14 protein-coding genes are annotated in these 23,305 nt (G+C 65.0%); 8 read left to right on the top strand and 6 right to left on the bottom strand.

The features are described from left to right. Positions 1-311 precede the first annotated feature (311 nt). Positions 312-2,162: an autotransporter assembly complex protein TamA gene (locus BMW76_RS07885; protein ID WP_090864584.1), complete on the top strand. Its 1,851-nt coding sequence runs from the start codon at positions 312-314 to the stop codon at positions 2,160-2,162. Positions 2,163-2,204: 42 nt separating this feature from the next. Continuing rightward, on the top strand, positions 2,205-6,527 hold the full coding sequence (locus tag BMW76_RS07880) for a translocation/assembly module TamB domain-containing protein (RefSeq protein ID WP_090864583.1): 4,323 nt from the start codon (positions 2,205-2,207) through the stop codon (positions 6,525-6,527). Positions 6,528-6,599: 72 nt separating this feature from the next. Here BMW76_RS07880 and BMW76_RS07875 read toward each other — a convergent pair whose 3' ends face one another. From BMW76_RS07875 to BMW76_RS07865, 3 genes are all read right to left on the bottom strand, one after another. Further along, positions 6,600-8,468, bottom strand: coding sequence for an adhesin (locus BMW76_RS07875; RefSeq protein WP_090864582.1), 1,869 nt, complete (start codon positions 8,466-8,468; stop codon positions 6,600-6,602). A 319-nt stretch (positions 8,469-8,787) separates the two neighbouring features. Then, positions 8,788-10,974: a methionine--tRNA ligase gene (gene metG / locus BMW76_RS07870; RefSeq protein ID WP_090864581.1), complete on the bottom strand. Its 2,187-nt coding sequence runs from the start codon at positions 10,972-10,974 to the stop codon at positions 8,788-8,790. Between the two features lie 647 nt (positions 10,975-11,621). Beyond that, positions 11,622-12,272 (bottom strand): OmpA family protein, encoded by a 651-nt coding sequence (locus BMW76_RS07865; RefSeq protein WP_090864580.1) that lies wholly within the window; start codon positions 12,270-12,272, stop codon positions 11,622-11,624. Between the two features lie 280 nt (positions 12,273-12,552). Between BMW76_RS07865 and apbC the strand changes: the two genes are divergently transcribed. The 5 genes from apbC (at position 12,553) to BMW76_RS07835 (ending at position 18,377) form a co-directional block, all read left to right on the top strand. Then, positions 12,553-13,641, top strand: coding sequence for an iron-sulfur cluster carrier protein ApbC (apbC, locus tag BMW76_RS07860; protein WP_090864579.1), 1,089 nt, complete (start codon positions 12,553-12,555; stop codon positions 13,639-13,641). Positions 13,642-13,865: 224 nt separating this feature from the next. Continuing rightward, positions 13,866-14,396, top strand: coding sequence for a superoxide dismutase family protein (locus BMW76_RS07855; protein WP_090864671.1), 531 nt, complete (start codon positions 13,866-13,868; stop codon positions 14,394-14,396). A gap of 305 nt (positions 14,397-14,701) precedes the next feature. After that, on the top strand, positions 14,702-15,271 hold the full coding sequence (dcd, locus tag BMW76_RS07845; protein WP_087734426.1) for a dCTP deaminase: 570 nt from the start codon (positions 14,702-14,704) through the stop codon (positions 15,269-15,271). An 83-nt stretch (positions 15,272-15,354) separates the two neighbouring features. Next, entirely contained in the window at positions 15,355-17,637 is a 2,283-nt protein-coding gene (locus BMW76_RS07840; RefSeq protein ID WP_090864577.1) for an arginine/lysine/ornithine decarboxylase, read from the top strand. A gap of 2 nt (positions 17,638-17,639) precedes the next feature. Next, entirely contained in the window at positions 17,640-18,377 is a 738-nt protein-coding gene (locus BMW76_RS07835) for a lysozyme inhibitor LprI family protein (protein ID WP_177200329.1), read from the top strand. A gap of 24 nt (positions 18,378-18,401) precedes the next feature. On the opposite strand, the gene BMW76_RS07830 is transcribed toward BMW76_RS07835, so the two are convergent. The 3 genes from BMW76_RS07830 to BMW76_RS07820 form a co-directional block, all read right to left on the bottom strand. Continuing rightward, the gene (locus BMW76_RS07830; protein WP_090864576.1) at positions 18,402-19,322 is read right to left on the bottom strand and encodes a bestrophin family protein; all 921 of its coding nucleotides are present in this window, start codon (positions 19,320-19,322) and stop codon (positions 18,402-18,404) included. A 151-nt stretch (positions 19,323-19,473) separates the two neighbouring features. Then, the gene (gene argH / locus BMW76_RS07825) at positions 19,474-20,880 is read right to left on the bottom strand and encodes an argininosuccinate lyase (RefSeq protein WP_090864575.1); all 1,407 of its coding nucleotides are present in this window, start codon (positions 20,878-20,880) and stop codon (positions 19,474-19,476) included. A 150-nt stretch (positions 20,881-21,030) separates the two neighbouring features. After that, positions 21,031-21,846, bottom strand: coding sequence for a helix-turn-helix transcriptional regulator (locus tag BMW76_RS07820; RefSeq protein WP_090864574.1), 816 nt, complete (start codon positions 21,844-21,846; stop codon positions 21,031-21,033). 247 nt (positions 21,847-22,093) lie between these two features. Between BMW76_RS07820 and BMW76_RS07815 the strand changes: the two genes are divergently transcribed. Continuing rightward, positions 22,094-22,846, top strand: coding sequence for a class I SAM-dependent methyltransferase (locus tag BMW76_RS07815; protein WP_090864669.1), 753 nt, complete (start codon positions 22,094-22,096; stop codon positions 22,844-22,846). The last annotated feature ends 459 nt before the right edge of the window (positions 22,847-23,305 follow it).

Below are 23,305 nucleotides of genomic sequence, written 5' to 3'. Positions count from 1 at the left end.
CCGTGAATGAAGGTGACGGCGCCCGAAAGATGGCCTGAAAGGCGGGGCCGCCGGTGCAGAACAGGATTTTACCGCAAGCCCGGCAGGCCAAGCGAAAAGTCAGCGGAACCGCGAGCGGCCCGTGGCGTCCAAGGCGGGCACGCTTGACATGGTCGGGCACGCGTCGGGGGCATTTGCACGGGCTGACGTAGCGCGTTCGATAAATTGCGCGCCAGCGCCGATGTGGTCAAATAGCGGGGGTTCCGCTGCGCCTTGACTGGCCGGGTGTCGGCATTGTTCAACAAATCGTCAATAAGAGCCGGAGGTCGTGTTTGGCGGGGTGGGCCATCGAGCGGTCATGCAAACGCCGCAACGAAATCCTGGTGAACAACCGTGCCACGATGCATCGCGCATCGTATGCGGCGGCGCTGTTGCGCGCGTGTGTGTCATGCGGGCTCTGCGCGCTGCTGCTGATGACGGCTTCGCACGCCCATGCCGCGCGCGCGAAGCCGTCGTACAAGGTCGACGTCGAGGCGGAGCCGCGCTCGCTGCGCAAGCTGCTCGAAGAGCATCTCGACATTTCCCGTTTCGCCAAGCGCGACGACATCTCCGCCGAGCAGTTCGATTTCCTCGTGACGGCGACGCCGCAGCAGGTGCGCGATCTTGCGTCGACGCAAGGCTATTTCACGCCCGTCGTGCGGACCGATGTGCGCACGCTGGACGACAAAAAAGAAGTGCACGTTTCCGTCGATCCCGGCCCGCGCACGACGATCTCGTCGATTTCGCTGTCGTTTCGCGGCCCGGTGCTGACGGAAGACCCCACGCAGGAAAACGCGACGCGCTTCGCGTTCTCGCTGCACGAAGGCGATCCGTTCACGCAATCAGACTGGGACGACGCGAAGGAAGCGGCGCTGAAGGCGCTGCAGGCGCGCCGCTATCTGGGCGCGAAAATCACGCGCTCCGAGGCGCGCGTCGACCCGCGCACGCACGAAGCGCAACTGTCCGTCACCTTCGATAGCGGCCCGACCTTCACGATGGGCAAGCTCGACGTGTCGGGGCCGCGGCGCTATCCGGAGCGCATCGTCGAGAACGTCAATCCGATTTCGCCGGGCGAAGTCTACGACGTGCAGCGCGTGACGGAACTGCAGCGCCAGTTGCAGAACACGCCTTACTACGCGAGCGTCGCGATCGACGTCGGCAACGATACGGAAAAGCCGCTCGAAACGCCCGTGCATGTGAAGGTCAGCGAGTACCCGTACAACGGCGTGCGCGGCGGCGTCGGCTATTCGACGGACACGGGCGCGCACATTCAGGGCTCGTATTCGTATCTCGACACGTTCGGCGCGGCGTGGCCGTTTTCCGTCGCCGGGCGGCTCGATCAAATCCAGCAGTACGGCGAGGTGAAGCTTTCAATGCCGCCGGGACGCCGTGGCTGGACCAATAGCGCGATCGCGTCGTACACGAGCACGGACGTGTCCGATACGCGCATCTACAGCTTGCGCGCGGGCGTGCAGCGCACGCGCACATCGCAGTTCATCGACTACGCGTACTCGATCCTGTACTACCAGGACCGGCTGGACCAGAACATCCAGGCGCCGACGACGAGCCGCGCGCTCGTGCCCGCCTGGTCGTGGACGCGCCGCAATACCGACGATGTGCTGTTCCCGCGCTCGGGCAACCTGCTGCACGTCGAGGCGGGCTTCGCGGTGAAGGGCTTCCTCACGGACCAGACCTTCATTCGCGGCTATGCGCGCGGCCAGCAGTACGTGCCCGTCGGCACGCGCGACCTGATCCTGTTCCGTGCGGAACTGGGCGGCGTATTCACGAGCGGACCGTCGAGCGGCGTGCCGGCTTCGCTGCTGTTCCGCGCGGGCGGCTCGAATTCGGTGCGCGGCTACGGATATCAGAGTATCGGTAACAACGTCGGCGGCTCGATCCTGCCGACCAAGTACCTGGTGACGGGCACGTCCGAGTATCAGCACTGGTTCAACCGCGACTGGGGCGCGGCCGTGTTCTTCGACATCGGCACGGCCACCGATACCTGGGGCGAAAAGGTCTTCTATCCGGGCGTCGGCGTGGGCGCGCGCTGGCGCAGCCCCGTCGGTCCCGTGAACGTCGATCTCGCCTATGGCATTCGCAACAAGAGCGTGCGGCCTTATCTGACGCTCGGCATCGCCTTCTGATTTCCACTGAATCCATATCGAACCCGATAGCCATTCCGAAGCATGACGACGGACCCATCCGCGAATCCATCAGAGAACCCGCAAGGCGGCAACCCGCCGGGCGGCGAGCCGCCTCGCGGCCCGGATGGGTCCGGCACGCCGCCGCCCGAAAAAAAGCCGCGCCGCGGCAGGCGGCTGTGGAAGGCGATCGTCTGGGCGATCATCGTGCCCGTCGTGCTCGTCGCGCTGATCGGCGGCGCGCTGTATGGCGTGTTCGTCACCGAGCGCGGCACCGCTTATGCGTGGCAGGCGGCCGTGAAGCTGCTGCACGGGCAGCTCGAAGGCAAGCTCGACGGCGGCGCGATCGCGACGGGCCTGCACCTGCGCGACGTGCGCTGGCGCAGTCTCGACGGCCACGGCACCGATATCCGCATCGACCGCATCGACGGGCGATGGGCGCTGTCCGACAAGCCCTGGCGCTTCGTCGTCGACTATCTGCACGTGGGCACCGTCGATGCGCGCATCGCGCCGTCCACGTCGAAGTCCGAGCCGATGCGCCTGCCCAAGGACCTGCGCGTGCCGCTGCAACTGGTGGTGCGCGACCTGAGCGTCGACAGGCTGATCCTGCACGAAGGCGGATCGACGTCCGAATACGCGCGGCTGCAATTCCACGGGCGCAGCGACGGCCGGCATCACGAGGCGTCCGTCGATCGGCTCGACACGCCGTTCGGCGCGGTGACGGCGGCGGCGAAGCTCGACGGCGTGCGGCCGTTTCCGCTGACGGGTGACGCCGGTTATTCCGGCAAGGTCAACGACGAGCCGGTGCAGGTGCACGCGCATCTGTCGGGCACGCTCGAAACGCTGATCGCCGAACTCGACGCGACGGGAATGAAGCTGGCGGGCCACGCGCGGGTCGAGGCGACGCCGTTCGCCGACGTGCCGTTGCAGCGCGCGACGCTCACTTTCGATCATGTGAATCCGCAGGCTTTCGCGCCCGGCGCGCCGCTTGCCGATCTCGCCGTGCGCGCCGAGTTGCAGCCTGTGCAGCGCGACGCGGCGGGGGGGCATGAGGCGGTGAGCGGTACGAGTAGCGTGGGTGCGGCGAGCGAGGCTGCTACCGCAAGTTCGGCCACGGCGTCGAGTCCCGCCAGCGTCGCCCGTTCCGCCCATCCGGCAAGCGCAGCGAGCGCCCCTACGCCGGCATCGCAGCCCGGCCCAGCAGGCGGCGCACGTGCTTTCGCCGTGCAGGGCGCGGTGTCGATCGTGAACGCGAAGCCCGGCTCGATCGACCAGCACCTGCTGCCGCTGATCGACGCGCATGTCGACGTGCGGCTCGACGCGCAGGCGCAGCGCCTCTCCAACCTCGACGTGCGGCTCGTGAAGGACGCGACCGTGACGGGCGGCGGCACGCTGACGGGCAAGCGCGGGCAGTTCGATCTGCAGGTCGCGAAGCTGGACCTGAACGCGTTGCAGGCGAGCGTGCGCCCGACGCAGTTCACCGGGCCCGTCTCGATCCGCCTGAACGACGACATTCAAAGCGTCACGCTCGATCTGAACGATCAGAAGGCGGCATTGCGCGCGCAAGGCAAGATCACGCTGGACCCGGCGCGCACGAGCTTCAACGACGTGCGCATCACGTCCGGCAAAGGCCGCATCGACCTGAACGGCGCGATCAAGCGCGACGAGCACTCAACGTACAACCTCAAGGCGACGCTGACCGATTTCGATCCGCTGACGCTGACCACGCAAACGCCGTCGCGCGCGGCGCCCGCGGGCAAGGGTGGTTCAGCAAAGGGCAAGGCGGGTAAGGTGGCAAAGAGCCGGAATGCCACGACGGGCGCGCCTGAAACGTCCACGAACGCGTCCACGAAAACTGCGTCGAATTCACCTTCGAAAGCCCCCGGGTCGCGCAAGATCGAAGCGCTCGTGAATGGCACGCTATCGGCCGCGGGCGTGCTGGGCCCCGTGTTCACGACGAAAGCCGAATTCCGCCTCGGCGAAAGCGTCTACGATGGCCTGCCGATGACGGGCAGCGGCACCGTGCAGCTGGCCGGCTCGCGCATCCTGCCGAGCCGCGCGAATCTTTCCGTCGCGGGCAACCAGGTCGATCTGCAAGGCAGCTTCGGCGCGCGCGGCGACCGGCTGCGCTTTCACGTCGACGCGCCCGATCTCGAACGGCTCGGCTTCGGGCTCGCCGGTCTCATCGCGGCGCAGGGCGACGTGACGGGCACGTTCGAGCATCCGAATGTCGCGCTCGACTACAAGGCGGAAAACGTTGTGTTCGCGTCGAACAAGCTCGGGCACGCGGAAGGGCACGTCGAATTGCGCGATGGCGCGAACGGCGCGATGGTCTTTACGACGGACGCGCGCGACGTCAGCACGGCGGGCGTCGAGCTGAACACGCTCACCGCGCGGCTGAACGGCACGCGCGCAAAACATACGCTCGATGCCGCCGCGAAGGGCACGCTGCAAGGCCGGCCGCTCGACCTGGCGCTCGCCGCGAACGGCAAGCTCACCGATGCGCGCGACGGTACGCACTGGGACGGCACCGTCACGCGCCTGTCGAACAAGGGCACGCCCGCGCTGAACATGGAATCGCCGCTCACCGTCAGTGCGGGCGGCCAGCGCGTGACGCTCGGCGCGACGCGGCTGACGCTCGAAGGCGCGGTGCTCGATCTGAAGTCGTTCGCGCTCGATCATGGGCGCATCCGGTCGGCGGGCACGCTGACGGGCGTATCGGTCGCACGGATGCTCGAATTGCGCCAGGAGTTCACGGGCGTGCCGTCGACGCTCAAGACCGATCTCGTCTTCGACGGCAACTGGGACTTCGCGCTCGCCGACACGGCGACGGGCCATATCGAGCTGAAGCGGCGCGGCGGCGACATTACGCTCGAAGTGGGACGCGGCTATGCACCCGTCGGCATCACCGACATCGCCGCGCGCGCGGACTTCAGCAACGGCAATCAGCTGAACGCGACCGTGCATGCGCAGGCAAGCCGCATCGGTGTGATCGACGCGTCGGCGCATTCGACGCTCGTGCTGCGGGACGGCGTGTTGGCGCTCAACCAGGAAGGGCCGCTCACGGGCAGCATCAACGCGAACGTGCCGTCGCTGAAGACGACGGGTGGCCTGTTCGGGCCGAGCTATCTGCTCGACGGCCATCTGGCGCTCAAGCTCGCGCTCGGCGGCACCGTCGCAAAGCCGAACCTGTCGGGCTCGCTGATCGGCGACGGACTGTCGGCGACACTCGTCGATCAGGGTGTGCAACTGAAGGACGGCGTGATACACATTGCGCTCTCCGAAAATCTCGTCGATTTCCAGCAGGTCGAGTTTCACGGCGCATCGGGCACGCTGCGCGCGACGGGCCGCGTGCGGCTCGACAACGCCGAGCCTGATCTGACGGCGAATATCGTCGCCGACAAGCTCGAACTGTTCGCGGCTCCCGACCGGCAACTGACGATGTCGGGCAGCGCGAGCGTGGCGAATGCCGGCGCGCAGGGCGGGCTCGCGATCAACGGCAAGTTCGTCATCGAACATGCGCTGTTCGATATGCCCGAGAAGGGCGAGCCGCGTCTCGGCGACGATGTCGTGGTGGTGCGGGCGGATGGATCGGTGGCAGGCGGCAAGCCGCAGGAAACGGGCAATTCGAACAAGCCGGTCGGTGCGTTCGCGCCGCGCGCGAACATCGATATCGATCTCGGGCAGAAATTCCGCTTCCGCGGCCAGGGCGCGGACGTCGGCCTGCGCGGCACGATCACCGCGTTGAGCGCGCCGAACATGCCGCTGCGCGCAGTCGGCAACGTGCGCGTCACGGAAGGTTCGACCTATACGGCGTTCGGCCGCAAGCTCGGCATCGAAAACGGCTTCTTCACGTTCAACGGACCGGTCGCGAATCCCGGCATCAACATTCTCGCGATGCGCCGCAACCAGCAGGTCGAGGCGGGCGTGCAGGTGACGGGGACGATCCAGTCGCCCGTCGCGAAGCTGGTGTCGGAGCCGAGCGTGCCGGACAACGAAAAGCTCTCGTGGCTGCTGTTCGGACACGGCACCGACCAGGGCAACAACGTCGGCCAGCAGAGCACGATGACGACGGCGCTCGCGCTGCTCGGCAGTGCAAGCGGCAAGCGCATCGCGCAGGAGTTCGGACTCGACGAATTCTCGATCGGACGAAGCGAGGTGGGGCTGACCGATCCGCAGGTCGTGATGGTGTCGAAGGCGATCAGCGAGTGGCTCGTGATCGGCTATGAACAGGGCCTGCAGTCGGCGAGCAACGCGATCAAGGCAACCGTGAACCTGACGCGCTACTGGTCGGTGGCCGCGTACGGCGGCACGTTCCAGGGGATGGACTTGCAGTACACGCGGCGCTTCGACCGGCTGCGGTGGTGATCAAAAATGGCCGGCGCGCTGCTGGAGCGGCCGGCCTGGCTGGTTCGAGAACGGAGAATTGGCGGCGATGCGTTAGCGCGGCTCTGCCTGTCGTTGCGTATTCACCAACGCCTGCACGATCCGGCCGAACGTCTCGGGCCGTCCCTCGAAAATCCGCTCGACGGCCTTTTCTTCGATCAACCGGCGCCGCAGCATCTCGCGCTCGGCGTGCTGCGTGGCGAGCCGCACGGCAGCGCGCACGTATTCGTCGATCGAATGCGTGGTCAGCCAGGCGGGCATGCCCGCGCGTCCGAAAAGCCCGCTGTCGATATGCTCGAAGACTTCGGCGCCGCACAGATTGACGCCGGGCAGACCGAGCGTCAGCGCATCGACGATGCCGTTCGTATTGCCGAACGGAAACGGGCTCACGAACATGTCCATTGCGTTTATCACCTTCAGATAGGCCGGGTAGCTCATCGCGCCGTACACCAGCACGTTTTCGCGCGGCAGCGCCGCCTGGATCAGCCGGCGCACGTAGGCGATATCGAGGCCCTCGGCCCACGACGTCATGAAATGGAAGCGCACGGGAATCCCCGCCGTTTCGATGATCCGCCGGCACGCGCCGAGAAAGCGCGGATTGAGCTTCATCGCGCTCGCGGTGACGGCGATGTCGATGAACTCGCCGCGCTCGGGAATGCCAGGCGTGATGTCTGTGAGCAGTTTCGACGGCACATACGGCTGGCCGTCCTTCGGCAGGCGCATCAGCTTTTCGCTGAAGCACGCGGGATCGCCGATGAAATCTTCCTCGACGCTCACGTAGTCGATGCACGACGCGTGCATCGTCGCCGGATGGCCGAGCGCGGCGATCTGCAGCGGCGCGACGCGTACGTTCGTCATGAAGATCGTGTGTGGGAACATGCCGACGCTCGGCATGTACAGCACGGCGGGCGGATTGCCGCGCGCGAAGTTCTGCACCTGCCGGACGATCTCGCCGACATACTCCGGATGCTCGAAGGGGATGAAGCGGTCGAACACGGCGCGGCCCGCTTCGTCCACATGCTGCGCCTCGCCGAATGCGACGACTTTGAAGCGCTCGCGCGCGGCGAGCATCGTGCGCGAATGCGTGCGATAGATCGAATGGCCGCCGTTGAACCATTCGAGCACGACGATCATCAGCGGCTTGCGCTCGGCCTGCTCTTCCGACGCGGGAGCGGGGGCGACTTCTGCCTCGTAGGCGAGCAGGCCGAGCGAGTCGAGTTTTTTTCGCACGAGCTGGCTGATGCCGCGCTTCATCGCATGGCGGTTCGTCAGATCGGAATAGCTGCAATGCATGTACGCGCCGCAGACGGCTGCGCCCGGCAGATCGTCGAGGTCGTCGATGGTTTCGAGCGCGCCGGGCAGCCATTCGATCAGGCGCTCGCGCTTTGCGTGCGCTGCTGGCGAGATCACGACGGCCGAGCCCACGATCGACATGCCGAGGCTCGTCGCGAGCGCCGGCTCGCTCTTCGCCAGATCGGCGAGATCGATTTCGTACTGCGATTCGACCGTGTACAGGACGATCTGCTTTCTGACCAGCGCCTTCGCGCTGTCGGCATCGTCCGATGATGCCGCGTGTTCGAGCAGCGCGCGCAGGATGTGATCCGTGCTGCCGTACGCCGATGCGACGAACAGCATGTTGAGCCAGTGACGGCTCGAGAAAAGCTGGTTGAACTGCTTGTCGCTGAGCCGGAATTGCGGATCGGCGAGGAGCGTCGTGAGGGCGTCCGCGATGCGTTGCAGCGTCGCGGCTGCTTCGTTGCTCGCTGGGCGCATCGGATCGGCGAATGCCAGGTCGACGCCCGGCAGCCGGCTGCGGTTCGAAATGAGCGTGTTGATCAACACGATCAGCGCTTCGTGCGCGGCGTCGTAGTCACGGGAAGCAACGAGGGCTTCGAACTGGTCGAGGGAGAATTCAGTGCTCATGTCGGTGGTCGATTCGGGATGGCGAGCGGGTGTGTCGTCGCGTTGATATGCCCGCTCTGGAACGCGAGTCGCGTCAGCGGAAACGCCGGCAGTTGGGCTGTTTCACAAACCGATCGCGATTTTCGAAGAATTCGATTGAGCTGAATGTAGGAACACTCTTATTTTGAGAAAGGATTCGGCTGCGGAAGCTGTTCCGTCTCGTTTTGCGTGGCCCGTCACCGATGCCGGAGCCTGGACGAAAAAAAGCACGTCCGAAGACGTGCTTTCGTCGTGGTACCCGATCGCGCCAAAAGCGCGATGCGCTTGCGCTGTTGTCGCGTTACTTGACGCGCATGCCGGGCTTCGCGCCGCTGTCCGGCTCGAGTACGTAGATGCCCGGCTCGGCCTTCTCGTCGGCGGCCGATGCCGCGAGCACCATGCCTTCGGACAAGCCGAACTTCATCTTGCGCGGCGCGAGGTTCGCGACCATCACGGTCAGCTTGCCGACCAGCTGCTCGGGCTGATACGCCGACTTGATGCCCGAGAACACATTGCGTGTCTTTTCCTCGCCGACGTCGAGCGTCAGTTGCAGCAGCTTGTCGGACCCTTCGACTGCGCGGCAATCGACGATCTTCGCAATGCGCAGATCGATCTTCGCGAAATCGTCGATCGTGATGATGCCGCTGTCGTCGGGCTTTGTCTGGGCGTCGCCGTGGGCGGCCGCCGTCGCTTTCGCGTGCGCCTTGGCTTTGGCCTGCGCCTGAGTCTTGTCGGCTTCGGCTGCCGCGCCAGCGGCCGGCTGCAGCGAGCCGCGGTTCGCGGCGAGCAGCGCCTCGATCTGCTTCGGATCGACGCGGGTCATCAGGTGCTTGTATGCGTTAATCGCGCGCGCGGAGCTCAACGGCTTGTCCGCGTCCGTCCACGTCAGCGGCTCGACGCCGAGGAACGCTTCGGCTGCTTCGACGACCTTCGGCAGCACCGGCTTGAGCGCCAGCGACAGCAGACGGAACGCTTCAAGCGACACGCTGCACGTCTCGTGCAGCGCGATGGCGTTCGCCGGGTCCTTCGCCTGATCCCACGGCTTGGCCGTATCGACGTACGCGTTCACGGAATCCGCAAGTTCCATCGTCAGGCGCAGCGCGCGGCCGTAGTCACGCGCTTCGTAGTGAGCGGCGATCTGCGGAATCGCGGCGCGCAGCGACGCCAGCAGTGGATGCTGCATCGCGCTGTCCTGCACGCGGCCGTCGAAGCGCTTGATCAGGAAGCCGGCGGCGCGGCTCGCGATATTCACGTACTTGCCGACGAGATCGCTGTTCACGCGCGCCTGGAAGTCTTCGAGGTTCAGGTCGATGTCTTCCATCGTGCTGTTCAGCTTGGCCGCGAAGTAGTAGCGCAGCCATTCGGGGTTCATGCCCGTTTCGATCACGCTGTTGGCCGTGATGAACGTGCCGCGCGACTTCGACATCTTCGCGCCGTCGACGGTCAGGAAGCCGTGCGCGAACACGTTGGTCGGCGTGCGATGGCCGGAGAATTCGAGCATCGCGGGCCAGAACAGCGTGTGGAAGTACAGGATGTCCTTGCCGATGAAGTGATACTGCTCGGTCTTCGAGCCCTTCTTCACCCACGCGTCGAAATCGACGCCGCGCTTTTGCGCGAGATTGCGGAAGCTCGCGTAGTAGCCGACGGGCGCGTCCAGCCACACGTAAAAGTACTTGCCCGGCGCGCCCGGAATCTCGAAGCCGAAGTAGGGCGCATCGCGCGAGATGTCCCAGTCGGCGAGCTTGGCTTCGCCCGCGTCGCCGAGCCATTCGCGCATCTTGTTGGTCGCTTCCTGTTGCGCGAGGCCGCCGACCCAGCCGCGCAGGAACGACTCGCAGCGCGGGTCGGACAGCTTGAAGAAGTAGTGCGTCGAAGTCTTCTTGATCGGCGTCGCGCCCGACACGACCGAGTACGGGTTGATCAGCTCGGTCGGCTGGTACGTCGAGCCGCACACTTCGCAGTTGTCGCCGTACTGGTCCTTCGCGTGGCACTTCGGGCACTCGCCCTTGATGAAGCGGTCCGGCAGGAACATTTCCTTGACGGGGTCGTATGCCTGCTCGATGTCGCGCGCTTCGATCAGGCCGGCCGCCTGCAGCGCCGTGTAGATCGACTCGGACAGCACGCGGTTCTCTTCGGAATCGGTCGAGTAGTAGTTGTCGAACGAAATGCCGAAGTTGTCGAAGTCGCGCTTGTGCTCCTGCCACACGCGGTCGATCAGCTGCTTCGGCGTGATGCCTTCCTGTTCCGCCTTCAGCATGATCGGGGTGCCGTGCGTGTCGTCGGCGCCGACGTAGTAGACCTCGTGCCCATGCATTCGTAGCGCGCGGACCCAGATGTCCGTCTGGATATATTCGACCAGGTGGCCGATATGGATTTGCCCGTTCGCGTACGGCAGGGCAGACGTGACGAGGATCTGGCGGCGGCTTTTGGGCGCGCCGGCGGCGGTGAGGTCCGCGGACTGAACCGCGGTGGCGTCGGTTGCTGACATGTGGGTTCTATGGACTGGCGGAAGGTACGGGCGGCCGTCACAACGTCAACGCGGACGGCGCTGCGCCCAGGACCACACGGGCGGGGTGTCCGCTCGTGCAGCTCGGGTTGTCGAACGCGGCTTCGCGGATTGTCGTCGCGCGTAAAACCGGCCCGAATCGCCGATTTTACCAGCGTGGATCAAGCGAGGCAGCGCGCAGATGAGCGCGGGCATTTAGCGGCAATTTAGCGGTGAGGCGTGTCGCGCTCGTTTGGGTGCGCAGAAGTGCGCAGAGCGAAGTCGCGTTGCGTTCACATTGAATGCATCGCGCGGTCGAGCACATGCGAATAAGGTCGCGATGCACCCATTTGCAGTGCGCGGCGTTACGCGGAAGGGGACGCAGAGCAGGCAAAAAAACCGGGGCTATGGCCCCGGAGCAACAACGACAAGAGGAGAATGGTGACGCGGCGGCATCGCCGCACACGTACCGTAAAGACAGACAGCGGAATTTCAGAAGAGTTCGAAAAAATTTTCGAACCGCTTGTGCGGCCTGCTTCGAGGCGCTTCGGGTCGCTTCGGCCAGGGGCCGCGGGCGATGCCTTTCCGTTCCCGCTCAAGCCTGTCTGGACGGACTCCGCGACGCAGAACCCGTCCTTTCCTCACAGTCCTTATTGCGCGTGCTGCGCCATGGCGCGCAGATAGATTTCGACGCGGCGGTTTTGCGCACGGCCCGCTTCCGTGTTGTTGTCAGCGATCGGCTGGTTCGCGCCCATGCCCGAAGCCGACAGGCGCTGCGACGCGACGCCGTCCTGCGCCAGCGCGTTCGTCACGCTTTGCGCGCGATTGACGGAGAGCGTCTGGTTATAGGCCGGTTGGCCTGTGCTGTCGGTGTGGCCCACGACTTGCGCAACCACTTCCGGGTTCTGGTTCAGCGTTTGCGCGACCTGCGTAAGCACAGGCGCGAACGACGGCTTGATCGCGTAGCTGTTCGTATCGAACGTGACCGAGCTCGGGATGTTCAGCTTGAGCGAGCCGTCGGGCTGCTCGCTGATCTGCGTGCCCGTGCCCTTCGTCGCGCCTGACAGCTTGTTCTTGATGTTCTGCCAGTTGTAGCCCGTGACGCCGCCGACCGCCGCGCCGACGCCCGCGCCGATCGCCGCGCCCTTGCCGCCGCCGAAGATCGCGCCAAGCGCGGCGCCCGTGCCCGCACCGACCCCTGTACCGACGGCCGTGTTGGTGCCCTGCTCGGTTGCACAGCCGCCGAGCAGCGCGCCAACGATAGCCAACGCCGACAGGCGCGTCATGATTTTTGCATTCATTTTGAGTCCTCTTGAGTAAGACTTGAGTGAGACAGTCGACACACAGATGCAGGGCTCGCGATCGCGCCGATAGCCGGAAAGGGTCTTCCGGCAAGCCCCGGCGCCAGCCACTACAATGACGACTGAGTCAGCGACGATTCGGCCCTATAGCAAACTTGCGCGGCAAGCGTGCCAATGAGACAGGTTTTAGGCAATGCCGGCTAACAATTTCTTTCAATATTTCCGGCGTGTCGCGCATCCTTCGATCGCGCGCCGCGCCGAGCGTTCCCACGGAGACTCAATGAGCATCGATCGGGCTTTGATAGACGCGGCCCTCGCAGCCATCACCGACCCCAACACGCAGCGTCCTTTCGCCGCGGCTAAAAATTTCAAGAACGTCACCGTCGATGGTGCCATGGTCAGCGTCGACGTGGTACTCGGCTATCCGGCCAGGCGCCAGTTCGACACGATCCGCGCGCTCGTCGCCGATGCGCTGCGCGGCGTGCCGGGCGTCGCCGAAGCGCGCGTGCAGGTATCGCAGGACATCGCCGCGCATACCGTGCAGCGCGGCGTGAAACTGTTGCCCAATGTGAAGAACATCGTCGCCGTCGCGTCGGGCAAGGGCGGCGTCGGCAAGAGCACGACGGCCGTCAATCTGGCGCTCGCGCTCGCGAGCGAAGGCGCATCGGTGGGCATTCTCGATGCGGATATCTACGGCCCTTCGCTGCCGATGATGCTCGGCATCGAAGGCCGCCCCGAGTCGCCTGACGGCCAGTCGATGAACCCGCTGGCGGGCCACGGCGTGCAGGCGAACTCGATCGGCTTTCTGATCGAGCAGGACAACCCGATGGTATGGCGCGGCCCGATGGCCACGTCCGCGCTCGAGCAACTGCTGCGGCAGACCAACTGGAAGGATCTCGATTATCTGATCGTCGACATGCCGCCGGGCACGGGCGACATTCAGCTGACGCTGTCGCAGCGCGTGCCCGTGACGGGCGCCGTGATCGTCACGACGCCGCAGGACATCGCGCTGCTCGACGCGAAGAAGGGCCTGAAAATGTTCGAGAAGGTCGGCATTCCGATTCTCGGCATCGTCGAGAACATGGGGCTGCATATCTGCTCGAACTGCGGCCACGAAGAGCATATCTTCGGCTCGGGCGGCGCCGAGCGGATGTCGAAGGAATACGGTGTCGACGTGCTCGGCAGTCTGCCGCTCGACATCGCGATCCGCGAGCAGGCCGATTCGGGTCATCCGACGGTGGTCGCGGACCCGGATGGCCGCGTTGCCGAGATCTATCGGACGATTGCCCGCAAGGTTGCGATTCACATCGCCGAACGTGCGCGCGACATGAGCTCGAAGTTCCCGACCATCGTCGTGCAGAACACGTAAGGGGCACTGTGCCGGCCGTTGCGCGATCGGGACGTCGCGCAGCGGCGGCGCGCGGCGCGGCGCGCGGCACAACCCGGCTGGCCGACTAGGCCAGTCGGCCGAACAGGTAGACAGGAGGCGGGTTGAAAGGGGTCTGAATGCGGGCCCGCTCGCGGTATCATGTCGGCTTCATCAGGTCCGGCAACGCGGTCGCGGGGACGGCCGGCGCTCGACAAGAGGATCGCATGAGAAAACGAATCGGCGGCGAGGCGATCAAGACAGGCATCGTCCTGGCTGCGACCTGTGTCCTGTTATTGGGGTGCAGCTTCCTGAGGCCACAGGAGAAACGCGCAGACGCGCAGTTGCTGCCGACGCTCGGCAACAACGCGCGCGGCATGGTCACGTTCATCGAGCACTCGGACGGCGTGCAAGTGACCTACAACCTGACAGGGCTGCCGCCGAACAGCGATCACGCGCTGCAAGTCCATGAACGCGGCGACTGCAATTCCGCCGACGGCTCGGGCGCAGGCGCCATATTTGCGCCGGCGGCGGAGCGCCTGAAGATCGGCGCGCGCGTCGAAGGCGATCTCGGCAATATTCACGCGGACGCAGCGGGCGTGGCGGCAGGCTTCGTCGTCGCGCCGGACGTATCGCTCGACGGCGTGCGTTCCGTGATGCAGCGCGCCGTGCTGCTGCATCGCGACGCGTCTGATCCTTACGCTTATCCGCAGCACAGCGCCGGCCCCGCGATCGCATGCGGGCTGATCCGCCCGTAACTTCCTGTTGTTCACACGATGGCGTTGCGCACCGCCCGTCGTTGCGCCGCATCGGCCAATCGTTTGTGCAGCGCGCGAATCCATCGTCCTCCGTCCGTCGTTCCCTGCTCATTCATCCGGAACCGTCGCGGCCGTTTTTCCGGCGAACGCACGAAGCAAAGCGCCTCGGCAGACGCGATATACGCCGCATCGGGCACACATGCCGTGATCGCGTAAAATAAGCGCCTTTCGTCCGGCGGCGCACGCTCCGTGAGCGGCGCGCAAGCGTCTGCCGGCCCGATACAACCCGTCAGCAGCGTTCACCTATGAGCATCAAATCCGACAAGTGGATCCGGCGCATGGCCGAAGAGCACAAGATGATCGAGCCGTTCGCGCCGAATCAGGTGCGCGCGACGGAAGACGGTCGCAAGATCGTCAGCTATGGCACATCGAGCTACGGCTACGACATTCGCTGTGCCGACGAATTCAAGATCTTCACGAACATCAATTCGACGATCGTCGATCCGAAGAACTTCGACGAGAAGTCGTTTGTCGATTTCAAGGGCGACGTCTGCATCATCCCGCCCAACTCGTTCGCGCTCGCCCGGACGGTCGAATATTTCCGCATTCCGCGCAGCGTGCTGACGGTGTGCCTCGGCAAGTCGACGTACGCGCGTTGCGGCATCATCGTCAACGTGACGCCGTTCGAACCGGAATGGGAAGGGCACGTCACGCTCGAATTCTCAAATACGACACCATTGCCTGCGAAAATCTACGCGAATGAAGGCGTTGCGCAGGTGCTGTTCTTCGAAAGCGACGAGATTTGCGACGTATCCTACGCGGATCGCGGCGGCAAGTACCAAGGTCAGCATGGCGTGACGTTGCCTAAGACGTAACGATAACGCGCATTGAATCACCCGCTATCCAGGTGACCGCTGCGCATCACTAAGCAGCGGTCGTTCTTTTTGGAGAATCGCCCATGAAGTTTCGTTTTCCCGTCGTCATCATCGACGAAGATTTCCGCTCCGAGAACATCTCCGGTTCCGGCATCCGGGCGCTTGCCGAGGCTATCGAGAAAGAAGGCGCGGAAGTGCTGGGTCTCACGAGCTATGGCGATCTGACCTCGTTCGCGCAGCAGTCGAGCCGCGCGTCGTGCTTCATCCTGTCGATCGACGACGACGAGCTGCTGCCGTACGTCGAGAACGGCGACGGCCAGGTGCCCGAGCTGGCGCCCGCGATCATCGACCTGCGCGCGTTCGTCGCGGCCGTCCGCCGCCGCAACGCGGACATCCCGATCTTCCTGTACGGCGAAACGCGCACGTCGCGCCATCTGCCGAACGACATCCTGCGCGAGCTGCACGGCTTCATCCACATGTTCGAGGACACGCCGGAGTTCGTCGCGCGCCACATCATCCGCGAGGCGAAGGTGTATCTGGATTCGCTCGCGCCGCCATTCTTCAAGGAGCTGGTGCAGTACGCGGACGAAGGCTCGTACTCGTGGCACTGTCCTGGCCATTCGGGCGGCGTCGCGTTCCTGAAGAATCCGCTTGGCCAGATGTTCCATCAGTTCTTCGGCGAGAACATGCTGCGCGCGGACGTCTGCAATGCCGTCGACGAACTCGGCCAGCTGCTCGACCACACGGGTCCCGTTGCTGCTTCCGAGCGCAACGCGGCGCGGATCTTCAGCGCAGACCATCTGTTCTTCGTGACCAACGGCACGTCCACGTCGAACAAGATCGTCTGGCACGCGACCGTCGCGCCCGGCGACATCGTGCTCGTCGACCGCAACTGCCACAAGTCGATCCTGCACGCGATCACGATGACGGGTGCAATTCCCGTGTTCCTCACGCCGACGCGCAATCACTTCGGCATCATCGGGCCGATTCCGCGCGACGAGTTCAAGCCGGAAAACATCCGCAAGAAGATCGAAGCGAATCCGTTCGCACGCGAAGCGCTCGCGAAGAACCCGAACCTCAAGCCGCGCATCCTGACGATCACGCAGAGCACGTATGACGGCGTGATCTACAACGTCGAGATGATCAAGGACCTGCTCGGCGACATGCTCGACACGCTGCACTTCGACGAGGCATGGCTGCCGCACGCCGAGTTCCACGAGTTCTATCAGGACATGCATGCGATCGGCGCGGGCCGTCCGCGCACAGGCGCGCTCGTGTTCGCGACGCACTCGACGCACAAGCTGCTCGCGGGCATCTCGCAGGCCTCGCAGATCCTCGTGCAGGACTCCGAGAACAGCACGTTCGACCGCCACCGTTTCAACGAGGCGTATCTGATGCATACGTCGACGAGCCCGCAGTACGCGATCATCGCGTCGTGCGACGTGGCCGCGGCGATGATGGAGCCGCCGGGCGGCACGGCGCTGGTCGAGGAATCGATTGCGGAAGCGCTCGACTTCCGCCGCGCGATGCGCAAGGTCGATGCCGAATACGGCGACGACTGGTTCTTCAAGGTGTGGGGGCCGGAAGAGCTCGCAGAAGAAGGCATCGGCTCGCGCGACGACTGGATGCTGCGTCCGAACGACCGCTGGCACGGCTTCGGTGCGCTGGCGGACGGCTTCAACATGCTCGACCCGATCAAGGCGACGATCATCACGCCGGGACTCGACGTGGACGGCGAATTCGGCGAGACGGGCATTCCCGCCGCGATCGTCACGAAGTACCTGGCCGAGCACGGCATCATCGTCGAGAAGACGGGCCTGTACTCGTTCTTCATCATGTTCACGATCGGCATTACGAAGGGCCGCTGGAACTCGATGGTCACGGAGCTCCAGCAGTTCAAGGACGACTACGACAACAACCAGCCGCTGTGGCGCGTGTTGCCCGAGTTCGTCGCACAGCATCCGGCGTACGAGCGCATCGGGCTGCGCGATCTGTGCGAGCAGATCCACAGTGTCTATCGCGCGAACAACATCGCGCGCCTGACGACCGAGATGTACCTGTCGAGCATGGAGCCCGCGATGAAGCCATCCGATGCGTTCGCCAAGCTCGCGCACCGCGAGATCGACCGCGTGCCGATCGACGAACTCGAAGGCCGCGTCACGTCGATCCTGTTGACGCCGTATCCGCCGGGCATTCCGCTGCTGATTCCGGGCGAGCGCTTCAACAAGACCATCGTCAGCTATCTGCGTTTCGCACGCGAGTTCAACGAGCGCTTCCCGGGCTTTCATACGGATATCCACGGCCTCGTAGGCGAAACGATCAACGGGCGCATCGAGTATTTCGTCGACTGCGTGCGCGACTCGTGATCATGAAGCAGGCACCGCGGTTCGGATTTCAGCGGCGTGCGCGCGCGGCTGCGTGCGCGGCGCTGCTTGGCGTGCTTGCGCCCCTCGCCGCGCTGACGTTTGCGCCCGCTGCGGCGCGCGCGGAAGCGGCGGCGGCCGACCCCATCGACGCGTCGATGCGCGCGTGTCTCGCGCGCGCTGACATGTCGTCGGCGGCGGGGCAGGTGCATTGCACGGACACGGCGCGGCTCGCGTGGCAAGCGTCGATGGACCAGTCGTTCCAGCAGGTGCTCGGGAAGGTGCCCGACGCGCAGCGCAAGAAGTGGCAAGAGAGCCAGCGCCGCTGGCAGGCGTGGCGCGACGCCGACGGCAAGCTGCTCGCGGCCGTGCTCGCAACGACGCAGGGCACGTCGTACCAGATCGCCGGCGCGGACATGCAGTTGCAGCCCGTGCGCGACCGCGCGCTCGCGCTGCGCACCGTCGCGGCGAACGCGGGCAAGCAGGACCCGAAGACGCGCCCGCGCGCGTGTTCGTTCGACGCGCAATGCGAGCACGCGATGTTCGATCTGAACCGCTATTACCGGCGTCTGCACGCGAAGCTGCCCGCGCATGCACGCTCGACATTGACACGCGCGCAACGCGCGTGGACCGCGTATCGCGACGCGACCGTTCCGCTGATGGACGCGCGCACGCAAATCGACATCATCGGCGCGCGCGTTGCGCTGTTGAAGCGCATGGGCGATACGGCCGGCAACGATTGAGCCGCGCCGTGTGACGCCCACGCGCTACGTGAGCAGATAGTCGTCCTTCAACCCCGCGCTGTGCAGCGACGGCTGTGCGAGCAGATCGCGAGCGGCGTCTTCGATGGTGGCGGAGAGCGCATCGAGTGCCAGGTCGTTGTCGTCGGTGCCGAACGGCTCTTCGATCTGCGATGCGATCGCGTCGAGCGCCATGAACGTGTACGCGACGAACACTGAGAAGACAGGCGTGAACGCGCCGACGCTCTCCACGAGGCCGAACGGCAGCGCTGCGCAGAAGAAGTACACGGTGCGGTGAATCATCACCGAATACGCGAACGGCAACGGCGTCGACACGATCCGCTCGCAGCCGCCGATCACATCCGACAGTCCGTTGAGGTTGCGGTCGATCGCGTGAACCGTCCACGCGTCGAGCTTGCCGTCGCGCGCCTGACGCTGCACCCATTCGCCGAGCCACAGCATGATCGTCGCGGGCCGATAGCGCGACATCATGACGCGTTCGAAGAGCGCTGTGTCGAGCCTTTTCGACAGATCCTGCGACGGATCGGTGCCTCTCAGCTGATGACGCAGCGCATGCGCAAACGCGCCCAGCACCTGCACGAATTCATGCGTGTCGTTCGCGGAGATCCGCGCAGATGGCAGCGTCAGCACCTGACGCGTGAGCGAGCGCGTTTCGTTGAGCAGCTGACCCCAGAGCTTGCGCGCTTCCCAATAGCGGTCATAGCTCGCGCTGTTCCGAAAGCCGAGAAAGATCGCGAGCGCAATGCCGATCAGCGAGAACGGCGTAGTGCTGACGTTCACGTTGATATGCAGCACGTGGACGTGCACGGCGAGCGCGACGATCGAGATCAGCAGAATGAGGGCGAGGCGCGGCAGCAGCTCGGGAAGGACGGAGCCGCGCCACGCGAGCAGCATGCGGAACCAGTGGAGTTGCGGGCGGATGATCATGACGATGGGCGTCCTGTGCGGGCAATTGCATCGTGATGGTATCGAATGGTGCCGGCCTTTGCTGTGCGTGGCGCGCGCTCATGAGAAACGAAAAAGGCGAATCCTCGTCAGAGAATTCGCCTTTGGCGCAAAGCAAACAGAAAAGAAGCGATCAGTTCATCGCCGCCCGCGCAGCCGCGATCGCCGCACGCACCTGATCCGGCGCAGTGCCGCCAGGATGATTGCGGCTCGCCACCGAGCCTTCCAGCGTCAGATAGCCGAACACATCGTCGCCGAGCAGCGATGCGACGTTCGGCAACTCGGCCTTCATCTCATCGAGCGACAGATCGGCGAGATCGCAGCCGCGCTGATCGCAGACGCGTACCGCGTGCGCCACCGCTTCGTGCGCATCGCGGAATGGCAGGCCGCGCTTGACGAGATAGTCGGCGAGATCGGTCGCCGTCGAAAAGCCTTGCAGCGCGGCCGAGCGCATCGCGTCGGGCTTGACCGTGATGCCCGCGACCATCTCGGCGAAGATGCGCAGCGTATCGGCCACCGTATCGACGGTATCGAACAGCGGTTCCTTGTCTTCCTGGTTGTCCTTGTTGTACGCGAGCGGCTGGCCCTTCATCAGCGTGAGCAGCGCCATCAGATGACCGTTCACGCGCCCCGTCTTGCCGCGCGCGAGCTCGGGCACATCCGGGTTCTTCTTTTGCGGCATGATCGACGAGCCGGTGCAGAAGCGGTCTGCGATATCGATGAAGCCGACGCGCGGGCTCATCCACAGCACGAGTTCTTCCGAGAAGCGCGACACGTGCGTCATCACGAGCGCCGACGCGGCCGTGAATTCGATCGCGAAGTCGCGGTCGGATACGGCGTCGAGCGAATTCGCGCAAATGCCATCGAAGCCGAGCGTCTTCGCGACGGCATGACGGTCGATCGGATAGCTCGTGCCCGCGAGCGCCGCCGCGCCGAGCGGCAGACGGTTCACGCGCTTGCGGGTGTCGAGCATGCGTTCGGCGTCGCGCGAGAACATCTCGACGTAAGCGAGCAGGTGATGCCCGAACGTGACGGGCTGCGCGACCTGCAAGTGCGTGAAGCCCGGCATGATCGTGGCCGCGTTCTTGTCCGCGAGGTCCAGCAGCGCGACGCGCAGGTCCTTCAGCAGGTCGCCGATGCGGTCGATTTCGCCGCGCAGCCACAGGCGGATATCGGTCGCGACCTGGTCGTTGCGCGAGCGGCCCGTGTGCAGACGCTTGCCCGCATCGCCGATCAGGGCCGTGAGGCGCGCTTCGATGTTCAGGTGCACGTCTTCGAGATCGAGTTGCCATTCGAACTCGCCGCGCTCGATTTCACCCTTGATCTGCGCCATGCCGCGCTGGATCGCCGCGAGGTCGTCGGCGCTGATGATCTTTTGCGCGGCCAGCATCGACGCGTGCGCGAGCGAGCCTTCGATGTCGACGAACGCGAGACGCTTGTCGAAGAAAACCGACGACGTATAGCGCTTGACGAGTTCCGACATCGGCTCGGAGAAGCGAGCCGACCAGGCTTCGCCTTTTTTATGCAGTTGGGACGTCATGGTGATGGGCAGTGTGCGAGGTGAAGACGCGGACGGCGCGGCATCGCTGCGCCGCCTCGGGAAGACATCGATTTTAACACTCGCCGCGCGGCGAACCTTGCGGCGCGGCGCGACGAGCGGATGAGGCGGACAGCGCGGATGACGCGGAGATCATTCTTCGCGCACGAGCACGACGAGCTTCAGGTCTTCGCGATGCGCGGGCTTGAACGTGATCTGGTTGTAGACGACATGGCCGTCGCGCGGATGGTTGAACTGGCGCTGGCCGCCTTCGCGCTCGTTGACGTCCTGAGACGCCCAGAAGCGCGCGAACGCGTCGCTTCCCGCCGACAGCGAATCGATCAGCGAGCGCGTGGGCGCATCGTTCTGATGGCGGATCGAATCGGCGCGATACTCGGCGGCAAGGCGCCGCGCGCGGATTTCCCAGTCTACGATCAGGTTGCGCGCATCCGGCGACAGGAACGTGTAGCGCAGCAGGTTGCGGTCATGCTCGCCGTCGAGCCAGCCGACGAACAGATCGGCCGCTGGCGCGTTCCACGCGAGCGCCGTGAACTGGCGGTCGAGCACGTAGGCCGGCGCGTTCACGAGCTGGACGGTCTTGAGCAGCATCGTGGGGGCATCGGCGGCAGCGGGGTCGGGCTCGGCGGGATCGCGCTGGGCGGCCAGTTCGAACAGATACGCGCGCTCGGCCCGCGACAGCTGCAACGCGACGGCGATGCGCGCGAGCGCATCGGCGGACGCAGAGACGGGCCGTCCCTGTTCGATCCATGTGTACCAGGTGGGGCTCACGCCGCACAGCTGGGCGACTTCTTCGCGGCGCAGGCCAGGCGTGCGGCGGCGCGGGCCGGGCGGCAGGCCGACGGCTTGCGGCGACAGGCGCTCGCGATGCGCGCGGATGAACTCGCCGAGCGCGCGGGCTGGCGATGCATCGAGGGGCGGGGCGGAATCGGCGGAAGACGGCGTGGTCATGTTGCGACTGCGGTGGCTGGTAATCTCGATACCAGAATAATTGCTTGACTTGTACCGGTACAGGACGGGCTCTATTGTAGCGACTGGAACGGAGCGTGCGAATACGCGGGCTTGTTCCAGTCCTCGACTATGGCTTTGCAGACAACCCTGAAAGGGCGGCAAGCATTTGCATGAGACGGGTGGGGCGCTGACGCGTCAGCTTGGGTCGACAATTTTTCGTCAACGTTGTATGGGACGGGGGCACACGATGAAGCATCACGAACAGGTGGCCGACGCGTTCGGCTCGACAGCGGCCGCGTATCTGACGAGCCAGGTGCACGCGACGGGCGCGGACTTGCAGGCGCTGGCGGCGGCTGTCGCGGCGACGCCGGGCGCGGCCGTGCTCGACATGGGGTGTGGGGCGGGGCACGCGAGTTTTGCGGTTGCGCCGCATGCCGGGTCCGTCGTCGCGTACGACATCGCGCCGCAGATGCTGGCCACCGTCGACGCCGCAGCGCAGGAGCGCGGGCTGTCGAACATCCGGACCTCGCAGGGCGCAGCCGAGAAGCTGCCGTTCGCCGATGCGTCGTTCGACTGGGTGATCAGCCGGATGAGCGCGCATCATTGGCACGACGTGCCGCTGGCGCTCGCCGAAGTGCGGCGGGTGTTGAGGCGAGGCGGGCGTGCGCTGTTCATCGACATTGCCGGCAGCGATCATCCGTTGCTCGACACGCATCTTCAGGCAGTCGAGGTTTTGCGCGACGCTTCGCATATCCGCGACTATCGCGTTGACGAGTGGCTCGCGTTTTTCGCCGCCACCGGATTTTCCGCAGTCGTGCGCGAGCGGTGGCGCCTGCCGATCGAGTTCGCATCATGGGTTGCGCGGATGAGGACGCCAGAGGCGCGTGTCGCTGCGATCCGTTCCGTCTGGGCTTCGGCGCCGGATGAAGTCCGCGAATACTTCGATGTGCAGGACGATGGGTCGTTCAAGCTCGATGCGTTGATGATCGAGGGGTGTTGAGGTTTTTACGTCTGCGACGGCTTTTTGGTTTTTATGGCTTGCCGCCGGCATCCGCGATGCGCCTCGCGGCGCGGGCGTTGCCCCTGTGCGGGGCGGCACCTACTCTTCTTTGCCGCGGCAAAGAAGAGTAGGCAGAAGAAAGCCGCTCACACCGTCAGTGCTTGACGTTTACCCACGGGCCCTCAACGTCCCCATCCCTCACGCGGTAATGTGCTGTCTCATCTGCGTTGCCAACGCGTTGATTAGATGCCTCACCTGCTTCATGCACCCTCATTGCGGCCCGCGATATCGAATAGCCTGCGCCGCGTTGCGGCAAACTGTGTGTAGGCATTCGCGCCGCACAGGATACCGTCGCTACGCGATGCGGCGACAGGTGCGAGCGTTGCCCTGTGCGACACTGAAATCTCGTTCACTACCGACATGCGGCGCTAAAACTTTCGATATCCTTCGCTGTGCCAC

This window comes from Paraburkholderia diazotrophica (assembly GCF_900108945.1).
GTDB lineage: Bacteria > Pseudomonadota > Gammaproteobacteria > Burkholderiales > Burkholderiaceae > Paraburkholderia > Paraburkholderia diazotrophica.
This window is presented reverse-complemented; position numbering and strand designations above follow the sequence as displayed.

What these genes read in the sequence shown, in the direction of transcription:
- BMW76_RS07880 (WP_090864583.1), top strand. Translation starts at nt 2,205, where the DNA reads ATGACGACGGACCCATCCGCGAATCCATCAGAGAACCCGCAAGGCGGC.
- BMW76_RS07875 (WP_090864582.1), bottom strand. Translation starts at nt 8,468, where the DNA reads ATGAGCACTGAATTCTCCCTCGACCAGTTCGAAGCCCTCGTTGCTTCC.
- metG (WP_090864581.1), bottom strand. Translation starts at nt 10,974, where the DNA reads ATGTCAGCAACCGACGCCACCGCGGTTCAGTCCGCGGACCTCACCGCC.
- BMW76_RS07865 (WP_090864580.1), bottom strand. Translation starts at nt 12,272, where the DNA reads ATGAATGCAAAAATCATGACGCGCCTGTCGGCGTTGGCTATCGTTGGC.
- apbC (WP_090864579.1), top strand. Translation starts at nt 12,553, where the DNA reads ATGAGCATCGATCGGGCTTTGATAGACGCGGCCCTCGCAGCCATCACC.
- BMW76_RS07855 (WP_090864671.1), top strand. Translation starts at nt 13,866, where the DNA reads ATGAGAAAACGAATCGGCGGCGAGGCGATCAAGACAGGCATCGTCCTG.
- dcd (WP_087734426.1), top strand. Translation starts at nt 14,702, where the DNA reads ATGAGCATCAAATCCGACAAGTGGATCCGGCGCATGGCCGAAGAGCAC.
- BMW76_RS07840 (WP_090864577.1), top strand. Translation starts at nt 15,355, where the DNA reads ATGAAGTTTCGTTTTCCCGTCGTCATCATCGACGAAGATTTCCGCTCC.
- BMW76_RS07835 (WP_177200329.1), top strand. Translation starts at nt 17,640, where the DNA reads ATGAAGCAGGCACCGCGGTTCGGATTTCAGCGGCGTGCGCGCGCGGCT.
- BMW76_RS07830 (WP_090864576.1), bottom strand. Translation starts at nt 19,322, where the DNA reads ATGATCATCCGCCCGCAACTCCACTGGTTCCGCATGCTGCTCGCGTGG.
- argH (WP_090864575.1), bottom strand. Translation starts at nt 20,880, where the DNA reads ATGACGTCCCAACTGCATAAAAAAGGCGAAGCCTGGTCGGCTCGCTTC.
- BMW76_RS07820 (WP_090864574.1), bottom strand. Translation starts at nt 21,846, where the DNA reads ATGACCACGCCGTCTTCCGCCGATTCCGCCCCGCCCCTCGATGCATCG.
- BMW76_RS07815 (WP_090864669.1), top strand. Translation starts at nt 22,094, where the DNA reads ATGAAGCATCACGAACAGGTGGCCGACGCGTTCGGCTCGACAGCGGCC.